Raw genomic sequence first — 23,817 nt, 5'->3', positions numbered from 1 at the left:
CATTATCACCGACTCGCACTCGTGTGTTCCTTCCGAGGAAAAGGCTCTTTGCTCGCGGTCCATTTCGTAGTCCCGTAGTCCGAGAGCGAGATCAAGCTAAGCCTAACTTTTTCGAAGGCCGTGATAGCGTTTGCCGCACAGACCAGTAATCTTTCCATGGATCCCCGGATTGGAAGCTCAGGTACTCTCTTGCTGTGCGGATGGTCCAGGCGTCTCCGCTCTTTACGTAGGACAACTCGTCCCACGTGATAGGCATCGACACGCCGAGCCCCGCCCGTGATCTGGCAGAGAAGGCGGCCGCTGTTGTTTGCGCATGACCATTGCGCAGATAGTCCACGAAGATCTTGCCAACACGATTTGCAGGTCCTGAGCGTGATGTGAACCGGTCTGGCAACGTGGCCGCGAGGTGCTGTGTCACGGCCCGCGAGAAGTCCTTTACTACCTCGTAGGTCTGTCGGCCGGAGAGCGGCACGACCACATGCAGGCCTTTGCCCCCGCTCGTTTTCAGCCACGATCGCAAGCCAAGCTCATCAAGAAGCGTCCTCACCAGCAGCGCTGCCTCTTGCATGCGCTGCCACGGCAAGCCTTCGCCGGGGTCCAGGTCCAGAATGAACCTGTCGGGAATGTCGATCTTCTTCGCCACCGAGTTCCACGTGTGAAACTCGATGACATTCATCTGCGCTGCCGCGACAATCGCGTCGGCCGAGTTCGCGGCGAGCAATGCGGAGTGGCCTGGCCACAGGACCGGGTCGAGCTCTGTCAGGCCGGGCATCGCCGTATCAGCATGCTTCTGGAAGAAGGTTGTCTTGGCAACTGGAGCGGCCCCACGTATCTGAGGACACAAGGACTCTCTTAAAATAAGGGATAGTCTTGTGCCTATCAGTAAGCCTAGTCATTACGTGGAACCCATCGAAATTCTGACTGAGCCGGAGCGCCGTCGTCGGCGCACGGCGCAGGAAAAAGTCGCTATCGTGCAGGAGACGCTGGCCCCTGGCGCCTCGGTGTCTGCCGTGGCCCGGCGGCATGGCGTGAATCCGAACCAGGTGTTCGGCTGGCGCAAGCAATATCAGGAAGGCAGTCTGGCAGCGGTGCAAGCTGGCGAAACTGTAGTCCCGGCATCGGAGCTGGCCGCCGCGATCAAGGAAATCAAGGAACTGCAGCGCCTGCTTGGGAAGAAGACGATGGAAGTCGAGATCCTGAAGGAGGCTGTTGAGTGGGGCCGCTCAAAAAACCTGATTGCGCGCTCGCCCTTGCTGCCGGGGGACGACCATTGAAAACGGTCTGCGAAGTTCTCGGCGTAGCGCTCCGGTGTGGCGGTGAAACGGGTTCGTCCGTCCGATTGGCAAGATGGTCGCAGCGCTAGAGTGACTGACGACACGGAACTGGTCGAAGAAATCCAGGCTCACGTCGCACACCTGCCAAGCTACGGCTACCAGCGCATCTGGGCGCTGCTGCGCCGCACTCGCGAGCTGGTCGGCGCACCGCGCACCAACCACAAGCGCGTGTATCGGGTCATGCGCGAGCATCATTTGTTGCTGCGCCGTCCCGGCGTGCGCCGAGACACTCGGCGGCACGACGGCCGCGTGGCCGTGGACAGGAGCAATAGCCGCTGGTGCTCCGACGGATTCGAGTTCCGGTGCGACGACGGCACGCCGCTGCGCGTGACCTTCGCACTGGATTGCTGCGACCGAGAAGCGATTAGCTGGGCGGCAACGACTGGCGGCCATAGCGGGGACGTGGTGCGCGACGTCATGCTGGCTGCCGTCGAACAGCGCTTCGGCACCACGCATGCCCCGCAGCCCATCGAATGGCTTACGGACAACGGCTCGGCCTACATCGACCACCGCACGCGCAGCTTCGCTCGCGAACTGGGCCTGGAGCCGCTGACTACGCCGGTACGTTCACCGCAGAGCAATGGCATGGCCGAATCGTTCGTGAAGACCATGAAGCACAACTACGTCGCCTATATGGACAAGGCCGACGTGCCAACGGCACTCTCTCGCCTGGCCATTGCGTTTGAACACTACAATGAGCGCCACCCGCACAAAGCCCTGAAATATCGCTCACCGCGCGAGTTCAGACGGACTGCAGTGTCATCAACCTAGCGGTGTCTGCGTGTCCTGAGGTACAGGGGCAACTCCAGCAACGCCGTCGGGCGCCCTTACTAGCGAGAGGGGCCTGTTCTTGAGATGAGGCAGCATCCGATCCGCGATGCTTTCGTAGTACCGCACGAGCTCAAGCTTGGTGATGCCTGTGCTTGGGTCGATGACCCGCTCCGGATTGGTCACCTTCACGCTCGTGACGCCTTGCGGCGCCACAACGGTTTGCACTGCTTCTTGACGCACACTGGATGCGGCGATATCGGTCCGGACGCCTTTAAACGAGGCATGTCGCACATGTCCCTCCGGCGTCCACTCTGAGAACTCGACCTCCACCACCATTCTCGGTTGGACCCAGTGCACAGGGCCATCGCTGCCGCGGCCCCAACGCTTGGCTTTCGTATAGATATCGAAGGGCATGTCGTCAATCTGATGGCCAACGAGCTGCCGGCGCAGCTGGGCCGCCGTTGCGCTGTCCCAGCCTGTTCCGACCCCACCGACATAACGAAGCTTTTGGCCTTCGTAGACACCGAGGTATAGCTTGCCGACCTCATTGCCGGCGCCGCCGCGCTCCGCATAGCCTCCGACCGCGAATTCCTGCCGGAGCTTGCATTTGGCCTTTAGCCACGTCGCTGTGCGGGCAGAAGTGTAGGGCGCATCGGCGCGCTTGAACATGAGGCCTTCGAGCTTCAGGTCGCAGGCGGCCTTGAAGAGCTGCGGCGCTGGTGCATCGAAGGCATCACTGAAGCGAAGGCGGTCGGCGCTACTGTCAAGCGCAGCCCAAATCTGAGCCACTTCGCGCGCCCGCGCGCAAAGTAAATGTGAACCAGTTGATTAGTTCTTCGTGGCGGGCACGTGGCCGGCCTTGCGTTGCTGTTTCAGCCGATAACTATCTCCTTTGATTTGGACGATGTGCGCGTGATGCAGTATCCGGTCCAACATTGCCGCAGTCAGCGTGGTATTGCCGCCGAAGGTCTGATCCCATTGGGTGAAGGGAAGATTGCTGGTGAGGATCATGGAGCCGCGTTCATATCGCTTGGCGACGATCTGGAAGAAGTGGCTGGCTTGGTCGCCGGACAGGGGTAAGTAGCCGATCTCGTCAACGATTAGCAGGCGTGGGCCGAGGATGTTGTGTCGCAGGACGGCGTCGTATCGCTCCTGACGCCTGGCGGCCTCGAGTTGCAGCATGAGGTCGGCGGCGGTGATGAACTTGGTCTTGATCCCGGCTTGTGTGGCGGCGTATCCGATGGCAATCGCCAGATGAGTCTTGCCGACGCCGGAGGGACCAAGCAACACGGCGTTCTGACTGCGTTCGATGAACCGCAGCGTCGCCAGTTCGTCGATCAACTTCCGAGGCGCTCCCACAGCAAAGCCGTAGTCGTACTCGTCCAGCGTCTTGACCGCTGGGAACCCGGCCATGCGAACCAGCGTCTGGCGTGAGCGGACTTGGCGGGTATCACGCTCATGTTCCAGCACGTGCTCCAGATAGTCCATGAAGCTCCAGTCCTTGTTCACCGCGTCACTGGCCATTGCGCGGTATGCCTGCATCAAGCCCTCGAGCTTGAGCGTCTGGCAATGGGCATCAATTCGCTCCTGTTGCAGGTTCACGCTCGTACCTCAGTCAAAAGTTGCTGATAGACCGACAGGGGGTGTTGCAGCGTGGCGTCCAGCGACGGAGCAGCTTGTGTGACCTTCGTGAGCTGGGAGGGCTGGGAGAATGCTGGCAGCTCACGCAAGAACGCGCGCTCTCGCTGAGTGAACAACTCCGCTGGCGCGTATCCGGTTACCGGATGCACACGCTGGTTCGCCACGTCGCGCAGCCACTTGCCGACTTCGGCGTTAGCTGTATCGACGTCCAGCACCAGGCCCGACTGCTTCAACCAACTGGTCAACGGCACGTAGAAGTTGCCACGCAGGTACCGATGGAAGCGTTCGACTTTGCCTTTGGTTTGGGCACGATACGGACGACAGAGGCGGGGAATGAATCCATAACGCTTGGCAAGGTCCAGGAGGCCGGGATGCCAGCGGTGATGGCCCTCTGCGTAAGCATCGCGCGACGCGACGATAGTCTTGGCGTTGTCGTACAGGATCTCCCGCGGAACCCCGCCCAACGTCTCGAACAGTGCGTGATGGCAGGTCATCAGCGTTTCCGCCCGCTCGTTCGTGGTGAATCTGGCCCAGCGCCAGCGACTGAACCCCAGAGTCGCGGTAAAAGCGTAAAGCGGGTCAGCGCCACGGCGAAAGACGACGAAGTCGCATTGCATCTGATGACCCGGCGCGGTCTCGAACCGCACGATCGGATCAGCCGCTTGCAAAGGCTTATGCGCGTGCATGAAGGCTTGGAGACTGCGCAGCTGTCCCTGATAGCCTCGCGCTCTTAGCTCGCGCAATAGCGCGGGCGCCGCGATCCAATCCGGAAAGGCAGCTTGCATGCGCTCGCGGATGTAATCGTGAAACGGGTCGAGCTTGGTCGGGCGAGCCTCACGCTGCTTGTAACGGGGGACATCGTCCGCAGCCAAGTAGCGAGTTACGGTATTACGAGAGACGCCCAGCCGTCGCGCGATCTCGCGCAGCGACAGCCCTTGGGCCTTGAGCACATGGATCTGCATCCACTGTTCCTTCAAAAGCATCGTCGGCCTTCGCGCGGAAAAGGCAGACTGTACGGAAAAGTGGTTCAGATTTACCTTGCGCGAAGTGGCCCAGTTTTACTCTGCGCGCAACACTACCCTCCAACAGCGACGCAAGGTGCACGCGTCGAGCGTCCAGACGAAGGCTCCGGAGGTCGCGGCCGTTCCAATAGGGGATGTCGAACAGGAAGTAAACGATCTCGTCGTTTCGATGGGCCGATATCGCGTTCTGCAACGCGTTGAAGTCGGGAAGGTCGTCACGCAGCACGACAATCTCTCCATCAAGCCAGGCCTCATCGACGTCCAGCTGTACGAGCTGCTGCGCAAGCGTTCGAAACTTGCTCGTCCAGTCGTGGCCATTTCGGGTGAACAGTTTCACGGCCCCCTTCTGTATGCGCGCGAGGAGCCGATAGCCATCGAACTTCGTCTCGATGATCCAGTCAGGGCCGATCGGCACGGTCGGCGAGAGGGTGGCAAGCTGAGGTGAGAGCTTAGGCGGCAGGCTTGCTTTCGGCGCTTCTTCCACAGCAACGCTCTGCTGGCGACCTTCATCAGAATGATCATGCTTGGCGACGGTCTCCGGTTCCCCGGAAACACTGTCAGGCATCGCAGTCAGGACGTCAAACTCGGACAATGGTCGCGCCCATGCGTCACGCTTTTTGAACAGGATCCACTGTTCGGATCGATCCCCCGGCCTCGCGATGCGAACCAATTCCCACCGGCCTGCGAGCTTACGACCTTGCAGGTCGAAGAGGATCTTCCCGCTGGCCAGGCCTTCACGGGGGTCGCCTACCGGCGTCCAAGTGCCTCGGTCCCAGACGATCACGGAGCCAGCTCCGTAATTGCCTTTTGGTATTTCGCCCTCGAAACCGGCGTAGTCCAACGGGTGGTCCTCGACATGGACCGCTATCCGTTTCTCGGCTGGGTCAAAGCTTGGTCCTTTGGGGACGGCCCAGCTGACAAGGACGCCGTCGAGTTCGAGCCGAAAATCATAATGAAGCCGGCGGGCCCAGTGCTTCTGAATCACGAAGGACAGCGCCTTCGGGCTTCGGCGCGCACGTTTGGCACGGCCGGATGGCTCGGGCGTCGCCGTGAAATCGCGCTTCGCATCGTAGCGCTCGAGGGAAGCCGTGCGCGATGCCATGTGGTCGTTAGCTGGTAATCATCCGGTACTGGTTGTAGTGCCTCAGAGCGTCCTGCGCCCGACCCGCACAATCGAACAGGCGTCCCAGATTGAAATGAGCGTCAGCGTTCAGAGGATCCAGTGCTATGCAGTCCTGATACGCCCGCTGCGCGCCGATGCAGTCACCTACATCCTCGAAGGCGAGAGCCTGATTAAAGAGCAGGGCCGTGCTCTCTGGGAACCGCAGCCGTGCCTCAGCCAGGATGCGCAGTGCTTCACCACAATCGCCGCGGTCACAAAGGAGGGCGCTCAGAAACGCACCGTCGGCACGCTTTGAACTATCGGCGTGACTCCCCCTACGTTCGCAACATCGAGCGAGCTATCTACCGCGCGTCCGAGCCAAGCGAGGACCAAAAACGTGCATTCTGGTCATCGGTGGCTTACCACAACCTGGTGTTGCAACCGCTTAAGTCCATCAAGGAGCGGCCGACCTACCCCCAATATCTGAAAGGCTGGCAGGAATTCTTCGACCTATCGCACCTAATGGCGATCGACCAAGCCATTGTTTATGGGCTCGAAGCCAAGAAAGTCGACGCGCTAGTCGAAGCCATCAAGCTCCGCGGAGCATCCTTCAAGCAGAACCGCTTGCCAGCGAAGGTCGGACGCACGCGGCCACGCTTGATTACTATTTCTGACGACGGGCGCGTGCTAAAGCTACTCTTCATTCGTCACCCGAGCGCCTTCTTCAATTGGCGCCAGTGGGCTCAGGTTATTCGCGAACATTTTCCTTCGCAATTTGATGCCGCCTGCAGCGCGCCGGCGGTGACTGCGTGACTTGGATTAGTGCCCACATAGACGCACCGTCAAAGTTGAGGCGGTTACGTGGTCCGGATCGCGTTCCATGGATGGCTTTGCCAGTCTTCGGGCTATTCACTGTCAAGGGCCGGTCTCGGGAAGCTGAAGGTGCGCAGTACGTCGACTTGGGAATCCGGTCCGGACGCCAGGCGTCGCGGTTGGTAGACTTCCGGGTCCGGCCATGAACGGCCGTTTGCCGAGGATGGCGATCGGTCATTGTAACGACTGATCAGGGTCAGTACGCAGTCGCCATAGCGGGAACTCAACGCCCGCCGAGTCAAAGCAGGCGAGGTGAAAGGTTTGGACCTGCGTCACACCGATTGTGCATGCCGGTTCTGACATAATTCTTCCGTTCGAATGGCGAAATGCCAGTTACGGGTATTTATGTAGTCCTCGACGGGAGCGGATATGGCAGGAGAGTTTGAAGAAATTGGACATTCCGGAGGAACAATTACGTTCGACATTCGGGCAGATGGACGCTACTCGATTCAGTACCGCAGTGACCGGCCTGTACCTGTCAGCCTCATAGGGTTTTGGATCGCTCTACCTCAGATGGTCGCTATCGCTCCCTACAACATGGCCATGGGCGGGCAAGACGCGCCGGGGTTGCCAGGATGCTTCCCCGTCATCATCAGCTCTGATAGCGAAGGCAAGCACGGGCATCAGTGCGAGGCTTGCCACGGATATTGGCGTAGTGGTCCCGCTCCAACTCGTTGCCCTTATTGCGGAAGCCGAGCACCCTACTTCCACCTCCTTTCGGAAGCGCAGCGCCGCTTTACAGAACATTACTGCAATCTGCTGGCAAACGGCTTGGACCAGCAAGCAGACGTCTCCGTAGTGATCAACATGGACGAAGTTGCGGACGCCGTGAAAGCAAGCGGCGAAAAAAAACCTGCATTCTACGTCTCCGAGGAAAGCCAACAGCACAAGTTCAATTGCTCCGGGTGTGGCGAATTCAACGACATTCTCGGGCGCTTTGGGTACTGTTCGCTTTGTGGTGAACGGAACGACCTAGTTGAGTTCGAGGCTGAGGTGAGAACGTTGCGCGAGCGCGTGAACACAGATGTACCTTCGCACGAACCGATCTGCGATGCTGTCGGGAAGTTTGATTCGTTCGTTGCTCAATACGCCAAACAACTTGCCGTCAAAGTTCCAATGGTGGAGCGCCGTCGCAAACGCTTGTTGGAACTACGTTTTCACGACCTTGGCAGGACCGCCGACGAGTTCAGGAGCTGGTTTGGAATTGACTTGAGCGATGGCGTCGACGCCGATGATCAGGCTCTAGCAGAAAGGCTTTTTCACCGCCGTCACGTCTATGAGCACAACGGCGGCGAAGTCGATCAGAAGTATATTGACAACAGCGGCGACCAGACCGTTAGAGTGAAGCAGCACATCAGAGAAACGCGCGAGGATGCTCACAAGCTTCTAAATATCTTAAGCCGAGCAGCGAAGAACCTGCATCATGGCTTCCATTCCATCTTCCCGCCGAAGCGATAGAACCATGCCTCATACATCCTATCTTCGCGCAGCAGCCTTTTGGCTTTTCTGGGCGGCCCTTTGCTATTGGCTAGCTGATTCGTTTGAAGCTCTGCGCATCCTTGTAGCCATCATCGTGTTCTTTGTGCTGTGCAACGACAAAGGTATCGTAACTCGTGACGACGTTGTTCTAGTCACTGAGGCACAGGCAGACGTCAACTCTGAAGCTAGAAGAGCGCATCCGCAGCTTGCAGAGCGATCTGGAAGATCTGCAGGACGAGCGCATGCAGCTTGCAGAGCACGCAGATGAATAGTCGCTTTTGGCTCAAAAAAGCGCTTCAACGAGCGGGCGCAAGGCGAGCACCTAATCGCATCCCCATGTCAGAGCCAGGAGTTAACGAGCGCGACTACTACTCCGTTACGCTCGATGCTGACAAGGAAGACAGCTATCTATTTGAAGGCATCAACGGCGATACGGTGATTGCTCGAAAGTGGAATGGTCACGTCTACGACGACGAGAGGCTTAATATCCCTATCGACCACTTTGTGGGGTCAGCTATTGAGATTCGTTACTACCTTCGACAATATGAATTTGTTCTGAAGGATGCGCGCGAGTTTGAGTTAGGTTCCTACTATAAGAAGTTTCAGTTCGCGGAAAAATATGGCAATGTGCTTCAAGCGATCTACAATAAGAAGTCTCTCGTACTGAGACAGCGGTACGAGCTTCTTAAATTGTTGGTGAACACATCGCTAGAAGACCGTGCCGCTAAATTTTCTGCGTACTCGGTCATTGTGAAGATTTATGGTAGGAGTGTAGGGCGTCGAGAAGATGCCGTCCGCGTGCTGAATCACTATCGGTATCTCTTGGAAGCATTGGCTGACGAGGGTTTACTTTGCAAGCATAGAGACGCGGATGAGTACCAGATCAATCCCAAGGCTATTACAACGCTAAACACGTATGAAGACGAAGAGCGTCGTCATGAGGACAGTCAAAAAACGCAGCGGAGCGTGAAGCGCATCACCTACGTTGCCGCTCTCGCAACCGTGGTACAGGGACTGGCTGCGTGGGATCAGATGCAGGCCACAGTTATGCACCTCAAAGTCTGGGTGGTTGCTGCTCTAGGCCTCGCTAGTTAGCGCAGATGCTTGACGCTGTTGCCGAGCAGGCGCTCTCGACAAGGCTTGCCGACGCGCGTAGTTACCCGAAAGCGCAGATCATCCTCTGCCACTTGGCCTCCTTCGGCACGATGCGACGGCGCACAGCGCGGGAGACTGATGACGCATACGTTCTTCACGTTCGGCCGTATCACAAGAGCGGCCATTCCCATCAGTGCCTTGCGAAGGGCTGTTCAGGGTCGGAAGCCGACGGTCATTCGACATGAGGTGCGACCTGAGGCGGGTCATCGTCCGACACCGTGGCCAACGGACTTTGCCGCATCGCACGCTCCAGATCGAGGCGGTTGATTCGTCGCTGGCGCCGCGCCCCCGGTGTGACAGGCTGAGGGTCTGGCGGCACGCCTGACATGGTGCGCGAGGGCCCTTCGTAGTGCCGGTTGTCTCGTAGCGCCTGCACCTTCTGCGCAATCCCCAGTACATGGCCCAACCGCTTGTTCTCGACGATCGCGGCTTGGTCGACGTCTGGATAACGATAGTGAGTGGTGTAGGGCAGGGAGGTGTCGTCGGCCCATAGCTCGATTGCGCCATCCGGATACTCAGCGACCTCGATGTAGCGGTGGATCAGTTGCCGGTGCTCCGGAAGATCCTCGAGCAGGTACAACGTCTTGTCGTACTGGAGGCTCAGGCTGTGAGTGACCTTGCGCCATTCGCGCCAGCAAAAGGTGCGCCGTAAGTCCTCGTGGTTGTGTATCGGCCGATGGGCGTTGAAATCGCTGCGTGGAACCTTGCCGAACCGGGGGGTGAAATCGGCGATGAAGGCGGGCGCATACGCGTTGGCGTCGGCCATCGAGCTGAGGCCGCGCAGGCGCAGCTCCTTTACCAGCCGGTCCTGCAGCGTGCCATTCATCCGTTCGACACGGCCCTTGGCCTGGCTCGTATTGGCGCACAGGATGTCGATGTTGAGCTCGAACAGCGCACGGCCGAACTGCGTACAGCCGCGGCCCTCGGGCGTCTGCTGGCGGTTTGCGCGGAAGATGCAAGCCTTGTCGCTGTAGAACGCCAGCGGCTTGCCGTGGCGCTCGATATAGGCGCGTAGCGGCGGAATATGCGAGCGTCGACTCGGTCGGCGCGAACAGCAGCTGCATCAGCTGGCCAGTCGCGTCATCGGCCAGCGATCAACGAGCCGGCGAACCTGCCGGGTCGTGAGGTTCAGACGCTCTGCGGCACGCCACTGCGCCAGCAGACCCTCGGCCGTGGCCTGAATGACCTTGAAGCGGTCAGCCTCGCGCAGACTCATGGTGATCCATCCTCGATCGTTCATGGCGGCGCTCCGGTTCCAGCTCAGGCGCAACTAGTATAGGTCCGGGAAGCGGACATTCTGATTTGGCCCTAACACCCACAGAGCTGCATAATCCATCTTATGTCAAATTCGGCGCAGGCTACAGAAGGCGCTGCGAGCAGTCCAAACAGGCTCGAAGTCGAAAGACGCAAAACTATGTTTGATCGCGACGTAAATACGTGTCCGAATGCTCTTCGGCTCATACGCGCCAAAACAAACATACTTTTTCATTTGCATCCCTTACTGCCCACAGTTTTGTTATCGGCCGAATGCCTTCGACCCGTGCGATGATGTCCAACGCATACGTGCCGCAGGAGTTTACATGGCCGCTCAAGAAGATGGGCTAAGCATCTCACCGTTTCCTTCTTCCCTGAGGGATCTCCGAACTCTATGCCAACCAGGGCATCCTTGCGATCCCGTCGATCGCGCTTTACATGATGGCGCGTATCAGGAGCTGGGGACTGTACTGCAGTGGCTGTCTGGATTTGCTACCCATGCTACGGAGCGTGCCTATGAGAAGGAAGTCCATAGGTTTTACTGCTGGGCGCTCTTCATCGATCGAAAGCTGTTGGCCGAAATCACCCCGTCAGACCTAGACTTCTATGATGCATTTCTCCGGGATCCTCCAGACTCCTGGTGCGGAATGCGCAATCGGCGTCGTACTGCCGGAGATTGGCGGCCGTTCGAGGGAGCTTTGTCGGACGCGAGCTGCTCATTCGCATTTCGCGTCTTGGAAAGTTTATTTTCGTTTCTGGTCGATTTCCGGCACATCCAATATAACCTCTTCCGCGAGCGACGAATCCGTCGGAAGAAAAGTGCCATGGGATCCACAAAGCCCTCGAGATCCCTGCCCCTTTTGTCGTTTGTTCGATTACTCCGAGAGCTCGAGTTAGAGTGCGAGAAGTTTCCAGTCGGACATCCAGCGCATGACGAGGCCGAGCGGATGCTCTTCGTAATTCGGTTCATGGGAAACACTGGCATCCGCGGGGAGGAGTTGGCCTGTATCCGCCTGTCCGATTTGTTTTGCTACAAGTCACCAAGCTCCGGAGATGAAACGTGGTCGCTTTCTTTAAGGAACGCGAGCGGGCAGCAGGCAAGGAAGATTGTCCTGAATCCTTCGGCCAAGTATGCCATTTACAGATACTTGGCGGCACGTGGTATCCACATTCCTCCTCCTCCGTCAGCAACGCCCTTGGTATCCCGGCTCCACGGAGACGAGCAAGCTGTTCCTTTAGGCCGGGACTCAATCTATGGAATAGTAAAAAACGCCGTGAACCTCGTTGCCGACAGGATCGAACACAAAAATCCGGATGAAGCTGCCCGTTTTAGGAAGGCAACTCCCCATTGGTTGAGGGTCACGTATCGTCGAATGAACGTAGATTCTCGGCAAAATGTCTACGCAATCCCAAGGATGAGTGCTTAGCTTACGGCATATCGGCACCGCTGCACCCGCCCAGGGCACCACCATTCGGCATATGGATACGCGAATAGTCTCGGCATCGTTGTCACTGGCTGGGTTACCGGCTATACGAGCCTGTGGAGTGTTGTGCCGCCGCCAACTAGCGCTGAATCTGAAAATCCTCTAACTGCTATTTCTCGTTCACACATCGCGCCACGCTCGAGTGCTCAGGTTCGCCTTCAGCGCAATTCTGAGCCATAGAGACGAACAAAAGCCCGCTTGCGCGGGCTTTTGGCGGCCACCAATGAGACATTGGGGTGGCCTCGTAGGCTAGGCCTGCTTCCATTATGCCATCGCGAAGCAGGGCTTCATCTATCTCGCAGACGGGGGCAGATTCCAACTGCCGCCGATAGCCTGAAGATGGGCCGCACTGCCAAGGCAGCCAATTGCCTGGCGGTCACGGCAAAGCGTCGGTGGACGCGAGCAGAACGCTTATGATTGACTACTAGCCACGCATTGCTGCCACGATATCAGCGGATTGCCAAATGCACGTGCGTCATTCATGCGCAACGTATAGGTGATGCGACGAAAGCTGGCCTGCCCTGCCCTACGCGTTGACCCGTCGCCGTCCTATTAGCTTGCCGTTGCCGGTGACACCGTGACGTTTGTGAGCGCTTTCGCATTTGGCTGATGAACGACGAAGCCGGTTCTGCAATAGAGCGCTCCGATCGCGGGCGGCTCTATCGCGCCGCCCTCCCCGGCCAATGCAATTCCCGTTTCTAAGCCATGCTCCAGCACGTTGAGAAATTCAGCCTTGTCTTCCCTGGGAATCTCTCGTGTAGCGGGATACGGCGAGGTATAAGCAAACAACATGTCCGCTACTTGCCGCAACCATCGGGCAAAGCCCTCGCGCATTCCTGTGACGTTATCCTTTCTGCGAAACAAGCCATTGGCGATAAATTTCACGAACTCTACAACTGCGCCGTACTGCATGGACACGTTTGGCATTCCTTGAATCAGGTCGCGCGCTAGGCCGATCGCGTACCGGCGATTGAGCGCGGTTGCGAGGTGGGTGGCAACAAATTCAAGCGTCCGCGCCGCCATCTGCGGCTGCTGGAGTCCCCAAAAGACGTCATCTGCATGAAGGGCGAAAACGGTGCGATTGTGCAGCGCCGAGTTGAGGGCGAACTCTGCGTGATCACCACGTGAGATCTTGCCGTCCTGCAAGCCCTTCATCGCCACGAGATAGGGGAACACACCCTTGATACCAAACACTCCATAGACCCAGTTCCTAAGGCGTTCATCCACCGAGAACAAGGCTGCCCCCTTTTCGAGGCACAACGCGAGCGCGTCATAGGTATCTGTATCGAGAAGATCCTTTAGAAGGATGAGTTCGTGAGGCATTTGCTCCGGCCCATACACCGGGCAAACTTCGCAGTGTTCGTCCATTAGCCTCAATGCTTCGGTATATTGGCTTGCCTTCCACTTGCGAGCCTCTTCCGTGATAGGCAAGAATGCGAACTGCCCATCTATATCGGCCGCATGTCCCTCTGCGCGAGAATCCAACGCCTCGACTTCCGCTTGTTTGAATCGATCGTAGGTCCCCCGGCAAACATACACCCGTGGCAACACTGAGAGAAGATCACCCTGTCCAAAGCGGACAAGTTCAGCCAGCGTGAGCGCGTCCATCACAACGGGGAACGATTGGTCGAGCAACAATGCACTTGCGGCCTCAAGCTCTGGCGCTGTGGTGACACCACTTGCGAGCGGAGGGTTGCGCTGGTCCCAACTGAAGACCATTTGCATGCCGTCGGCGCCGAGCATTTGCGCACACAAGCCAAGCGGAAGCTTGCTCTCGGCGTATTGCTCCATTACCGATTTGCTACGTTGCGTTTGCGCCTTGAGTCGGTCATGGATGGGCGAGACATCCAGGTTCCCATCCTCTTTCTCGGTCAGGCTGAAGAGCTGCAGACCAGGCGCGGGTTCTAGCGATTTCGACAAGAGTTCGTGCGCGTACTCGCCCAGTCCTTGATGAGCATCACTGATCTCACGAATCGTGAAATTGCGAACATCGAACGTTCCCTCGATGTCAACGGTGTCGCCGCATGCCAGTCCTAGCATCGTTTTCGCCAGCGGGCTGTCCGCAGCAAGGAATCTCGCAGATTTCGGCAGATCCGTCATGCCTGCAGGATCGATCACGATTTTTACGATGCTCCTGTCCGCGCCCTCAAGCGTCACCATGGAGCCAGGCCTCACCTCCGGAAAGTGTGTTCTACCGTGTCTGGCTCGGTGACCGATCAAAACTCCCATTAGATAGGAGGAGGCGGCACTGACGTCGTCCATGTTCGAGCGGAACATGCGATAAAGCCGCGCGTACCCGACCTCTGGCTTGCCATACTGCAACTCTGCCGCCGCCAAGTGCGCGATCTGCTTCAGGGTCCCCGTAAGACGCTCGGGCGCCTCGCTGAAGGCGTTTCGGATTTGTGCGGGTGGTCTGGTATGAAGAACAACTTGGTACCAAAAGACCCATGCTTCCGCCCGCTCTGGATGGGCCTCGCGATGCAGTCTCGCAAGCAGTTCGAGCTGGCTCCAGTCATTGGCTTCTTGTGCGACGCCCATCGCTAGGCGGCGGAAGGCGTCATCTGAAAGCCATTCGGGTGGCACTTTTTCCAGGAGGTCTTTTGACTTTCGCCGGTACCCACCAAACAATAGGGCACGCAGTCGTCGCGTCTGAATTGGTAGGCTGCGGCCGCTGGGGTCCACCGACTCCAAGAGGCCGACGGCGTCGGAGAACTGATCGGCGCGAATCAAAATATCCGCGACGATCAGACGCTCGCGCGAACTCGAATGGGTGGAGACTCGCTTCTTTATGACCTCGACAAACCGGAGCGCTTCGCTGTCACGGCCGGCATTGAGCATCAGCCCCGCAAAGGCGCTGAGTGTAATCAGATCAAGGCCATCAGCGGGCGTCTCACTGACTTCCTTGACCACCTTTTCGGATTGGCCGGAGTTGCACGCGCACACCATTTCAAGCAGCTTGACAACCGGTTTCTCGTCCGGCGCATGCTCGCGCAATGCGTGAGTGATGCGAGCAAATGCCTCGGACTCGCCTCGGTTTGCGGCCGTTTCGGCCGCAAGGAGCAATCCGTCTTCGTCCAGCGCATTGAGGTGGGCTATGGAAAATTTAACAAGATCCTCGTGCCGGCGGAGGAAGAGCAAGGATCCGATGTGTAGGGCGGCCACGTTATCGGCATACTCAGGAATTTCCGTTTCGATTCGCTCGCATATGGCGAGCGCCACGCCAGGCTTGCCGGTTAGCATGTGGGCAAGCGCCACGTGCGAGGCAGCTTCGGCCCTGTGCTGGCTATTTTCGATCCGCCATAGTTCTGTTGCCGCAGGCTCGAACGCGGCGATTACCTCATCGAGACCCTCACGCAAATCTTCGGCGTAGGCGTCGAAGTCCGCGGAAATCCCGTCCTTTCCTGCGACGCTAACGATGATGCCTGCGGCCCCTTTGCGGGTGAAAAGGCCTGCATCCTTTGCGCGTAAAGCTCGCCGTGCGTAGGTTACCGCCAAGTCGCTCTGTTGCCGATAAAAGGCGTAGGCCATCATTTGCAGCGCATCTGCTTCTTCTCTGAAGCGCGCCGGCAATTCGGCTTCCGTCAAGTCCTCGTTCTCGCAGATTCGAGCATTGGTAGCCGCTAGCCAAACATGGAGCGAAAGCGGGAATAGGCCTAGCAGGCGTGCCCCTTCAGCGTTGGCAAGCTTGAGGTCTCCCTGGATGATATGCGCTCGGATTTTGTTAGCGGCGATGCGCTCGTCATCCCAAAACAGGTCATAGGCACGTAGAAACCACTCAGCAGCGACCTCCTCACGATTCTGTTGCCAGTGTGCAATGCCATTCTGAAGAGTCCAGCGCGCCTTCTGATGTCTGTCGAAGCTCGCGATCTCGGTTTCGAGAGTGGCAAGCAACTCCTGCGCAGCCTGAAATTTCAGGCCGCGCAGCAGGTCGTTCACCTTGTCAAGCTGCCTCGTCACAAGCCCATTCGGTGAATCTGTCCGACCTGTAGGCAACATCTGCAATAGTGCCGCCTTGAATGTTGCTTCCATCGTCGCAGGCATGGCAGCGATCTGCGCCCCAGTCCTTTCTCCCTGCTCACGTAGCACCGCAATGGCACCGCCCGCGCTGTTTGGGGAGTATTTCGGATGCAATGCGTCGTATCGTTGGATGTGGTTGCATATCTCGGTCCACGATTCCACTTCGACCAAGAATTGGCCATTGGCCTGCCGAAGGTCGCTGACTTCCTGTGCGTGCTTGACGAGCGCCGTGTCGCTTGCAGCTGTCGTGGCAATTATGAGGCGGACAATCTTCCAACCCGCCGCGTCGGCCGCGGCAACCTCATCATCAATTGTCTTGGTGGTCACCCCGCCATCGACATACCGCTTGCACTGGATGCCAATTCGACCGGCTCTTGATGTAACGAAAATGTCTACACCGCCCTGCTTCTGCCCTGATCTGCCGTTCCTCTTTGGAGTCGGATCGTCGAACACGACACCGTAGACATCCGTGCACATGTTTTCGAAGCTGTCAGCATTCGTTGGCTTTGAGATCTCGATCTCGAACGCGCGCATTCTGTAGGCCTTTCTAGTTCTGTGTCGACGGATGACCCTTGCAACCATTCCGCGGTCATTGCTTCCCCGCATTCTGCCAACAGGTCCCAGCGACTCCCCTTCCCTTCGCCGCTTGTTCAGACTGGAGCATCATCTTCGACGTGTTCACACGATGAAGTATTGTCCAATGACTGCCACAGGTCTTGCAGCGTAGGGTTGGCGTTGGCAATCGCCCGGTAGCACCTGATTTCCAATTGAGCAGTCCAGGTGTCGTGGCCCGCCTGGACGAGGCGTCCCGCTGCGATCTCCTCCGCAACCGCGCTTACCGGTAACCACGCAACGCCGTATCGCTCGACCACCATCTTCATCAGCAACATCGCCATGTCCGCCTCGTAGCAGCTACGCAGATGGTACGGTGCGTCGGCGCTGTTCAAGATCATATCGACAACGCGTCCCATGAATGTCGTGGCCGTGTACGCGAGGTACGGGAGCGGAGCGTCGGTCGTGCCCGGCAGCGAAAAGATCGGTTTGCCGCGGTCGTCTGGCGCAGATACAGGGATGAAATCCTCATGGCCTAACGTGATGCCGGCGAACTTGTCGCGGTCGAGCAGGATCGGCACGAGTGGATGGTGATAGCCGATCATCAAGTCGCAACTGCCTTCAGCCAATGCGACGACGGCATCGTGAACGTTCGCTGCGACGACTCGCGCATTGAAATCACCGGTTTGTTGGTGGAACTGCTTCAACCACCTTGGCAAGAACGTCAACGAGAGCGTATGGCCGGCGGCGATCTGGATGGAACGGCCTGGCATCTTTGCCTCCTGGCGCAGTTCCGAACGCAGTTCCGTAATGGCACCGACGGATTCTTTGCTTTGCTCGCAGAACCTGCGGCCAGCAGGCGTCAATTCGACCGGGTAGGTGCCTCGGTCTACCAATTCGACGCCAACCCAATCTTCCAGCGACTTTACGCGTCGAGAAAGTGCTGATTGCGTAACAAATCGGAGCTCTGAGGCCCGGGAGAAGCTGTGCGTCTGTTCGATCGCCAAAAGATCTTCGATCCACTTCAGTTGCATTTGGCACCTCTTTGCCGCTGAGGGTCACACGTACCCAAGTGGGCAGCCGAACGCCCACGTAAACCCCATGTATGGACCGAAAACGCAAGAAATAAGCGAATCCTGATCATCAAAGTACAGCATAAAGTGCGCTATGTGGCGCTCCAAGCAAAACTATTCTGGTATGGAATAGTTTCAATTTACATCCTCATAAAGTGGATTCCATTGCGCTCCTAGAATCCGGTTGGCAAACAAGGCGCACTGATGAGGAATGCGATGGCTATTCAACAAGATTTCAAGGGAACGCGGCGCGAGCATGACTTGCTTGGCTACCGCGAGGTGCCGGCAGACGCGTACTACGGCATTCATACGCTGAGGGCACTGGAGAACTTCCCGATCACTGGCGACCCAATCTCGCGTCCAAGGACCAGGATCACATTAAGATGGTCGTGGAGCAGAATCCGCAAATCCCGGATCGCACGGCAAATCTGCTGCGCCACGAAGCGGACCCGACAGTTGCACTCTACGCAACCTGCAAACGTCTGGAATCTGAGGGGGCAAACGCCATTGCGATCCCCTGCAATACCGCCCATGCGTATGTTGAGCGGATTCAGCCGCATCTCTCGATTCCGATCGTCAACATGCTGACGGAAACCATCGGACACATCGTCGGCAAGTATGGAAAGGGAACGAAAGTTGGACTTCTTGCGACGTCGGGCACGGTGGAGAGTCGGGTATATCACGATGCTGCCGCAGGGCAGCTAGAACTGATCACACCGTCGCCCGACTTCCAGGCGATGGTGATGGAGGCAATCTATGGCCCGACAGGCGTGAAGGCTGGCTACACGCAGGGGCACTGTGCAGCGTCGCTTCGGGCAGCCATCGAGCACCTCCAAAATAAGGGTGCGCAAGTCCAGATCCTCGGCTGCACCGAACTCCCGCTCGTTTTCTCGCAGACCGACAGCTTCCCGGTCGGAAGCGCGAGCGTCGCACTAGTGGACCCAACTGATGTCCTTGCAAAACGGTGCGTCCAGCTAGCGTCCTCCGCCCAGGCGTAGTCACCTACACAATGCTCTCCTCGAGGCGGCCTCACGCCTCGGCCCACGCACGACAGTTCATTGATGCCTTTTTTGCGCTTCACTCGTTTTCTTGCCGCCTCGGCATTTGCTTTCGGCGCCCTCCCCCTCCCCGCAACGGCCGCGCAGGCTCCACAGATTGCAGCACGCTCTTACATTTTGCTCGACAGCGGCTCGCATCGCGTCATGCTCGAGAAGAATGCTGACGAGCGTCTACAGCCCGCGTCGCTAACTAAAATGATGACAGCCTACGTCGTGCTTGACGCCCTGAAGGCGAGCACGATCAAGTGGGAACAGTTGGTGCGTGTGGAGGCCAGCGACCTTGCTCATGTGGGCGGCGACGAGGCAACCATGCGCCTCCAGGCCGGCCAGATCATCAGCATTCAGGACCTACTGACGGGTCTCATTGTTGTCTCAGCAAACGATGCGGCAATGGTCCTGGCCCGTACGGTCGCCGGGTCGGAGGACGCATTTCTAGGGAAAATGAACGATTACGCCAATCGTCTAGGGCTGAGTGCCAGTCACTTCGCCACCCCTTCCGGCATTACCACGCCAAACCACTACTCGACTGCCCGAGACATTGCCCACCTGTCGGTGCGCTTGACGGAGGATTTTCCGGTCTACCTGGCCTTCTCCGCTCAGCGGGATTTCAGCTATGGCAGCTTCACCAGACACAACAAGAATCGGCTGCTGGACGATCCAACTATCGATGGCCTGAAGACGGGCCATACTGCCAAGGCAGGCTATTGCCTGGCGGTCACGGCAAAGCGCTCGGTGGCCAAGGGCAAAGCGATGCGACGTGTTTTCGCTGTGGTTCTCGGCGCACCCTCCAACGATGGGCGCTTCGTCGCGGGCAGGCAACTGATCGATTACGGCTTTCATTGAGCCCGCTGCGGCTCTGAGCCGCTCGTCGCGGACGTGTCAGGAATTTCGTGTGCTGAGGTCGGTTAAAAGATCTCAGCTGATGGCGGCGGTGAATCGCTCGCCGAACAGAATGGCGAACTGATTGACTGCTTGCCGCCAGGTGATAGGCGGCATCTTCCAATCCTTTTCGATGTTGCGCAAGGCCAGAAACAGCAGTTTGCTGGCGGCTTCGTCGCTCGGGAAGTGGCCGCGGTTCTTGACGATCTTGCGCAACTGCATGTGCATGCTCTCGATGGCGTTCGTCGTATATACGATTCGACGCACCTCGGGCGGATAGGCGAAGAAGGGGATCACCTGTTCCCATTGGCGCTGCCACATGGCCGCGACGGTAGGGAATTTGCGCCCCCACTCGCTCTGCGCAAAGGCGTCGAGCGCCGCTGCCGCCGCCTCGGCCGTGGCGGCCTGATAGATCGGCTTGATCGCGGCAGCCAGCGACTTGCGGTCCTTCCAGCTCGCCAGATTCAGCGAATTGCGGATCAGATGCACGATGCAGGTCTGGATTTGGGCGGCCGGATAGACCGCCTCGATCGCTTCGGGGAAGCCGCGCAAACCATCGACCACCGCGATCAGGATGTCGTGCAAGCCGCGGTTCTTCAACTCGTTGAAGACCTTCAGCCAGAACTTGGCGCCTTCCGTTTGCTCGATCCACAAACCCAGCACTTCCTTGCGGCCGTCGGCGCGGATGCCCAACGCCAGATAGACCGCCTTGTTCTTGACCGTGCCTTCGTCGCGGATCTTCAGCCGCAGCGCGTCAAAGTACACGATCGGATACATGGCCTCGAGCGGGCGTTGCTGCCATTGCTCGACGTCGGCCAGCACCTCGTCGGTGACCGTGGAAATCAGATCGGGCGACACCTGCAGCCCGTACAGTTCCAGCAGATGGCCCTGAATCTCGCGCACGCTCATGCCGCGCGCATACATGCTGATGACGTGGTCGTCGAAGCCCGGCAGCCGGCGTTGATACTTGCCGACCAACTGCGGCTCGAACGTCGCCTGCCGATCGCGTGGAATATCCAGCGTCAGTTCGCCGTTGGGCGTGAGGACCGTCTTGCGGCTTGTGCCGTTGCGGTGGTTGCCCGCCTTGCCTTGCTCGGCCTCGGTTTCCAGATGGTGGCTCAACTCGGCCGCGAGCATGCGCTCGGCCAGTTGCTTCTTGAGCTGGCCGGCCAAGCCCGATTCGCCCAGGATCGACTCGGCATCCTTGCTCTGCACCTGGGCAAGCAGTTGATCGATCAGCTCATCGGGGAACAGCTTCGGCGCCTTCGGGTTCTTGCTCTTCTTGGTCACGGTTGCATCGGTCATAGGACGTTATTTCCGTTATCGTCTCATGGCCTCGGCACACTAAAAATCTGACAGGCCCCTCGTCGCTGGGGATGGTCAACGGCAAGCAGCGGTATAGCCCTCTGACTGCATGTTGTGCCGGCGTATGGGGGCGCGCAATGCGAAGCACGAGAACTCCAGGTCGCCGTTGACGGGAGTTTGTGTAATTCCTGGCACGTTAAGACTCTCCCTCACTAGCGGGTTGACGATGCTCACCCCTGCGCTTGGCGAGCGTGATGCGAACCGGTGCCGGGGCAAACGCAGTCTCATGCCGGATGCGCTAACTCCCCTTTGCCCTGCGCCCGCGCGACGTCGGCTTCGCCGGCACACTTCTCCCATACTCATTCCACCACGCTGTCAGCGCCTCCATCGTGGCCCCCAAGCCGCGCGCCTTTGCCGTGATCTCGTACTCGACGCGCGGCGGCACCTCAGCAAACACCGTGCGCGATATTAGGCCATCCGCCTCCAATTCACGAAGCTGTGCCGTCAACATGTGCTGAGTGATCCCCGGTATGGCCTTGCGCAGTTCCCCAAAGCGATAGATCCGCTGGTTGAGCAGCCACATGATTTCCAGCTTCCACTTTCCCGACAGTAGCGCAAATGCCCGGCGCATTTCCTCGTGCATGTTGATCTCATCGCCGCCATTAGTCTTCTTTTCCATACTAACCACCAGTTTTTCATCCTACTTGCTGACTTTTAGCTTAGACGACATTCTGTTGCGTGTCGATGCAATCCCCCAGCTTTAGGAAACCTCATGACTCAAAGTTACGTGTACTGGATCAGCACGGCGCTGCTCTCCTTGCTCTATCTCGCTTCCGCGACGATGTATTTAGCCAAACGGGCTTGGGTTGTCCAGGCACTTACAGACCTTGGCTATCCCGGCTATCTCGTACCGTTTCTCACTGCGGTAAAGCTCCTGGGCGTGGCCGCCATTTTGGCGCGCGTCAGCGCGCCGCTAAGCGACCTGGCCTACGCCGGCATGTTTTATCACCTGCTGCTGTCTGGTTTGGCTCACCTTGGCGTCCGTGAACTGAGAGGTGCGCTGCCTGCGGTAGTCGGCGTTGTGCTGCTCGTTTCGTCGTTCGCAACACAGAACATCGCTCGCGAGACCCCGTCCCCCTACGCTCCATTTGCGGAGCGCCAAACATCCCTCAACTAACGGAGATCAACCATGGCTCGACTCAACGGAAAAGTCGCGATCATCACTGGTGCCAGCCGCGGCATCGCAAAACTGTTTGCCGCAGAAGGCGCCAAAGTGGCCGTTCTTTCGCGCACCCTGGCCAATGTGGATGCGGTCGTTGCCGACATTCGCGCTGATGGCGGAACGGCAATCGGCGCGCTTTGCGACATCGCCAATGCCGGCGAGATTAAGGCAGCGGTGGATAAAGTCGTCGCTACCTATGGCGGGATCGACATCCTCGTCAACAATGCCTTCGACTCATCCGCGCCGTTCTCTTCCATTACCGATCTGTCGACGGAACAGTTGCAGCGCAATTTCGAGATGGGACCGATTGCGTATCTGCGGACGATGCAGGCGGCGTACCCCTACCTCAAGGCGAGCGGTGAAGGACGTGTCATCAACTTCGGCTCAATGGCTGGTGTCCTGGGCTTGGTGGGATATGGTCCGTACAACATGGCCAAAGAGGCAGTGCGCGCTCTCACCCGCACCGCTGCCCGTGAGTGGGGCCCCGACAAGATCACGGTGAATAATGTACTGCCGGTGGCCGAGACATGGGGTCCGGAAACCAACGTCCCTCCGCCGACCAACCCGCTCGGCCGCTATGGTTCGCCGGAAGACGATATTGCGCCTGTCGTCCTGTTCTTGGCGAGTAAGGATGCCCAGTTTTTGACCGGATACAGCCTTACCCCCGACGGCGGCTCGATCATCGACAGCGCTCGATAGCTCGGAGCAACTGTCCGTGGTTCGAACACGTATGCAATGCTATCAAATTTGATCGGGCCACTAGCACCTGAGGCTGTGAAGCGGCAATTGAGAGAGAGATGAAAGTTACCCTTTTCGGAGCGACCGGGAAAACCGGGCCATCCCTTGTAAACGAGGGCCTGCAGCGCGGCTTCGAACTCACCGTCTTTGCACGTTCCAGCAGTAAGTTTGAGAACGCCAATGTGCAGATTGTCCGAGGCGAGTTTACCGATATTGACTTGTTGCGAGACGCAATCCGTGGATCAGATGCGGTGCTTTCGGCGCTGGGCCCTGCCAGGCAGCCACACCCGAAAGGTATGCCAATCACTACGGCGACCCGGGCAATCATCTCAGCGATGGAACGCGAGCAGGTGAAGCGGTTCATCGCGGTCTCGACCGGGACAGCCGCTGATCCTGGCGATGATTTCGACCTCAAGATCTGGCTGCCTGCCGCAATCATCAAGTTCGCGATGCCAAGTGCTTACGAAGATATGATCGGACTTGCAAGAGCGATCCGTATCTCGTCGCTTGATTGGACAATGGTTCGAGCGGCTGTATTGAAGAATCGCCACGCCGCGGAGCAACTCAACGTCGGCTTGTATGGTCACGCCAAGCATTCGCTGACGGTCGCCCGTGAAGACTTGGCCAAATTCATGTTTGATCAAATTGCGAACCACGATTTCGTTCGCCGGGCTCCCGGAATCAGCACCCGACAATGACTTCGGGGAGGAGACCGCTAAGCGCTTAACTGCCCGGCCCAGTGTTCATGAACGCTGATTTTCCGTCCTGCTTACAAAGCGGTAAAACACATCGATTTCCGGGACTGTTGGGAGTTGCACCGCCTTTCAGTCACGAACTGGACTCTCGGCGCATGAATGA

16 protein-coding genes and 4 pseudogenes are annotated in these 23,817 nt (G+C 58.2%); 9 read left to right on the top strand and 11 right to left on the bottom strand.

Annotated features, from left to right (window positions below):
• Positions 1–91: 91 nt before the first annotated feature.
• The gene (ligD, locus tag DFLDMN_RS24120; RefSeq protein ID WP_423200553.1) at positions 92–883 is read right to left on the bottom strand and encodes a non-homologous end-joining DNA ligase; all 792 of its coding nucleotides are present in this window, start codon (positions 881–883) and stop codon (positions 92–94) included.
• Positions 884–908: 25 nt separating this feature from the next.
• Here ligD and DFLDMN_RS24115 point away from each other — a divergent pair.
• A pseudogene (locus DFLDMN_RS24115) lies at positions 909–2,105 on the top strand (IS3 family transposase).
• Here the strand turns inward: DFLDMN_RS24115 and DFLDMN_RS24110 are convergent.
• The 5 genes and pseudogenes from DFLDMN_RS24110 to DFLDMN_RS24090 form a co-directional block, all read right to left on the bottom strand.
• Positions 2,097–2,894: a hypothetical protein gene (locus DFLDMN_RS24110; RefSeq protein ID WP_423200324.1), complete on the bottom strand. Its 798-nt coding sequence runs from the start codon at positions 2,892–2,894 to the stop codon at positions 2,097–2,099. The pseudogene DFLDMN_RS24115 and the gene DFLDMN_RS24110 overlap by 9 nt on opposite strands.
• A gap of 39 nt (positions 2,895–2,933) precedes the next feature.
• Complete coding sequence (gene istB, locus DFLDMN_RS24105; RefSeq protein WP_144817098.1) at positions 2,934–3,707, bottom strand: IS21-like element ISOcsp1 family helper ATPase IstB; 774 nt, start codon at positions 3,705–3,707, stop codon at positions 2,934–2,936.
• Positions 3,704–4,729, bottom strand: a complete 1,026-nt coding sequence (gene istA, locus DFLDMN_RS24100; protein ID WP_423195247.1) for an IS21-like element ISOcsp1 family transposase — start codon at positions 4,727–4,729, stop codon at positions 3,704–3,706. Before istA ends, istB begins: the two co-directional genes overlap by 4 nt.
• A 103-nt stretch (positions 4,730–4,832) precedes the next feature.
• Positions 4,833–5,870 (bottom strand): annotated as a pseudogene (locus DFLDMN_RS24095) (DNA polymerase ligase N-terminal domain-containing protein); the annotation flags it as partial.
• Positions 5,871–5,877: 7 nt separating this feature from the next.
• Positions 5,878–6,096, bottom strand: coding sequence for a tetratricopeptide repeat protein (locus tag DFLDMN_RS24090; protein WP_423200552.1), 219 nt, complete (start codon positions 6,094–6,096; stop codon positions 5,878–5,880).
• A 188-nt stretch (positions 6,097–6,284) separates the two neighbouring features.
• Here DFLDMN_RS24090 and DFLDMN_RS24085 point away from each other — a divergent pair, with 188 nt between their 5' ends.
• From DFLDMN_RS24085 to DFLDMN_RS24075, 3 genes are all read left to right on the top strand, one after another.
• Positions 6,285–6,683: a hypothetical protein gene (locus tag DFLDMN_RS24085; RefSeq protein WP_423200323.1), complete on the top strand. Its 399-nt coding sequence runs from the start codon at positions 6,285–6,287 to the stop codon at positions 6,681–6,683.
• Between the two features lie 429 nt (positions 6,684–7,112).
• Positions 7,113–8,201: a hypothetical protein gene (locus DFLDMN_RS24080; RefSeq protein WP_423200322.1), complete on the top strand. Its 1,089-nt coding sequence runs from the start codon at positions 7,113–7,115 to the stop codon at positions 8,199–8,201.
• A 285-nt stretch (positions 8,202–8,486) separates the two neighbouring features.
• On the top strand, positions 8,487–9,317 hold the full coding sequence (locus DFLDMN_RS24075) for a hypothetical protein (protein ID WP_423200321.1): 831 nt from the start codon (positions 8,487–8,489) through the stop codon (positions 9,315–9,317).
• Between the two features lie 232 nt (positions 9,318–9,549).
• Here the strand turns inward: DFLDMN_RS24075 and DFLDMN_RS24070 are convergent.
• The 3 genes and pseudogenes from DFLDMN_RS24070 to DFLDMN_RS24060 all read right to left on the bottom strand — a co-directional run bounded on the left by DFLDMN_RS24070 (position 9,550) and on the right by DFLDMN_RS24060 (position 17,718).
• Positions 9,550–10,617, bottom strand: a pseudogene (locus DFLDMN_RS24070) (ISNCY family transposase).
• Between the two features lie 2,050 nt (positions 10,618–12,667).
• On the bottom strand, positions 12,668–16,666 hold the full coding sequence (locus tag DFLDMN_RS24065) for a PIN domain-containing protein (RefSeq protein WP_043355224.1): 3,999 nt from the start codon (positions 16,664–16,666) through the stop codon (positions 12,668–12,670).
• Positions 16,667–16,782: 116 nt separating this feature from the next.
• Positions 16,783–17,718, bottom strand: a complete 936-nt coding sequence (locus DFLDMN_RS24060) for a LysR substrate-binding domain-containing protein (protein ID WP_052495059.1) — start codon at positions 17,716–17,718, stop codon at positions 16,783–16,785.
• 410 nt (positions 17,719–18,128) lie between these two features.
• On the opposite strand from DFLDMN_RS24060, the pseudogene DFLDMN_RS24055 reads away from it, so the two are divergent.
• Together DFLDMN_RS24055 and DFLDMN_RS24050 are read left to right on the top strand one after the other, a co-directional pair.
• Positions 18,129–18,755 (top strand): annotated as a pseudogene (locus DFLDMN_RS24055) (aspartate/glutamate racemase family protein); the annotation flags it as partial.
• 63 nt (positions 18,756–18,818) lie between these two features.
• Positions 18,819–19,658 (top strand): D-alanyl-D-alanine carboxypeptidase family protein, encoded by an 840-nt coding sequence (locus DFLDMN_RS24050; RefSeq protein WP_052495066.1) that lies wholly within the window; start codon positions 18,819–18,821, stop codon positions 19,656–19,658.
• Between the two features lie 72 nt (positions 19,659–19,730).
• On the opposite strand, the gene DFLDMN_RS24045 is transcribed toward DFLDMN_RS24050, so the two are convergent.
• Positions 19,731–20,999 carry an IS256 family transposase gene (locus DFLDMN_RS24045; RefSeq protein WP_025647994.1) on the bottom strand — a complete coding sequence of 423 codons (1,269 nt, stop codon included), beginning with the start codon at positions 20,997–20,999 and terminating at the stop codon, positions 19,731–19,733.
• A gap of 298 nt (positions 21,000–21,297) precedes the next feature.
• Positions 21,298–21,678 (bottom strand): winged helix-turn-helix transcriptional regulator, encoded by a 381-nt coding sequence (locus tag DFLDMN_RS24040; protein ID WP_043355288.1) that lies wholly within the window; start codon positions 21,676–21,678, stop codon positions 21,298–21,300.
• A 93-nt stretch (positions 21,679–21,771) separates the two neighbouring features.
• Between DFLDMN_RS24040 and DFLDMN_RS24035 the strand changes: the two genes are divergently transcribed.
• From DFLDMN_RS24035 to DFLDMN_RS24025, 3 genes are all read left to right on the top strand, one after another.
• Positions 21,772–22,176 (top strand): DoxX family protein, encoded by a 405-nt coding sequence (locus DFLDMN_RS24035; protein WP_043355290.1) that lies wholly within the window; start codon positions 21,772–21,774, stop codon positions 22,174–22,176.
• 12 nt (positions 22,177–22,188) lie between these two features.
• Entirely contained in the window at positions 22,189–22,920 is a 732-nt protein-coding gene (locus tag DFLDMN_RS24030) for an SDR family NAD(P)-dependent oxidoreductase (protein WP_043355291.1), read from the top strand.
• 98 nt (positions 22,921–23,018) lie between these two features.
• Complete coding sequence (locus DFLDMN_RS24025; protein WP_043355292.1) at positions 23,019–23,657, top strand: NAD(P)-dependent oxidoreductase; 639 nt, start codon at positions 23,019–23,021, stop codon at positions 23,655–23,657.
• The last annotated feature ends 160 nt before the right edge of the window (positions 23,658–23,817 follow it).

Origin of the sequence: Cupriavidus sp. H19C3 (genome assembly GCF_049393815.1) — a bacterium.
Classification (GTDB): domain Bacteria; phylum Pseudomonadota; class Gammaproteobacteria; order Burkholderiales; family Burkholderiaceae; genus Cupriavidus.
The sequence above is the reverse complement of the archived record's forward strand: the minus strand, read 5'-3'. Positions and strand labels throughout refer to the sequence as shown.

What these genes read in the sequence shown, in the direction of transcription:
- DFLDMN_RS24050 (WP_052495066.1), top strand. Translation starts at nt 18,819, where the DNA reads ATGCCTTTTTTGCGCTTCACTCGTTTTCTTGCCGCCTCGGCATTTGCT.
- DFLDMN_RS24030 (WP_043355291.1), top strand. Translation starts at nt 22,189, where the DNA reads ATGGCTCGACTCAACGGAAAAGTCGCGATCATCACTGGTGCCAGCCGC.
- istA (WP_423195247.1), bottom strand. Translation starts at nt 4,729, where the DNA reads ATGCTTTTGAAGGAACAGTGGATGCAGATCCATGTGCTCAAGGCCCAA.
- DFLDMN_RS24040 (WP_043355288.1), bottom strand. Translation starts at nt 21,678, where the DNA reads ATGGAAAAGAAGACTAATGGCGGCGATGAGATCAACATGCACGAGGAA.
- DFLDMN_RS24060 (WP_052495059.1), bottom strand. Translation starts at nt 17,718, where the DNA reads ATGCAACTGAAGTGGATCGAAGATCTTTTGGCGATCGAACAGACGCAC.
- DFLDMN_RS24065 (WP_043355224.1), bottom strand. Translation starts at nt 16,666, where the DNA reads ATGCGCGCGTTCGAGATCGAGATCTCAAAGCCAACGAATGCTGACAGC.
- DFLDMN_RS24025 (WP_043355292.1), top strand. Translation starts at nt 23,019, where the DNA reads ATGAAAGTTACCCTTTTCGGAGCGACCGGGAAAACCGGGCCATCCCTT.
- DFLDMN_RS24075 (WP_423200321.1), top strand. Translation starts at nt 8,487, where the DNA reads ATGAATAGTCGCTTTTGGCTCAAAAAAGCGCTTCAACGAGCGGGCGCA.
- DFLDMN_RS24035 (WP_043355290.1), top strand. Translation starts at nt 21,772, where the DNA reads ATGACTCAAAGTTACGTGTACTGGATCAGCACGGCGCTGCTCTCCTTG.
- DFLDMN_RS24045 (WP_025647994.1), bottom strand. Translation starts at nt 20,999, where the DNA reads ATGACCGATGCAACCGTGACCAAGAAGAGCAAGAACCCGAAGGCGCCG.
- DFLDMN_RS24080 (WP_423200322.1), top strand. Translation starts at nt 7,113, where the DNA reads ATGGCAGGAGAGTTTGAAGAAATTGGACATTCCGGAGGAACAATTACG.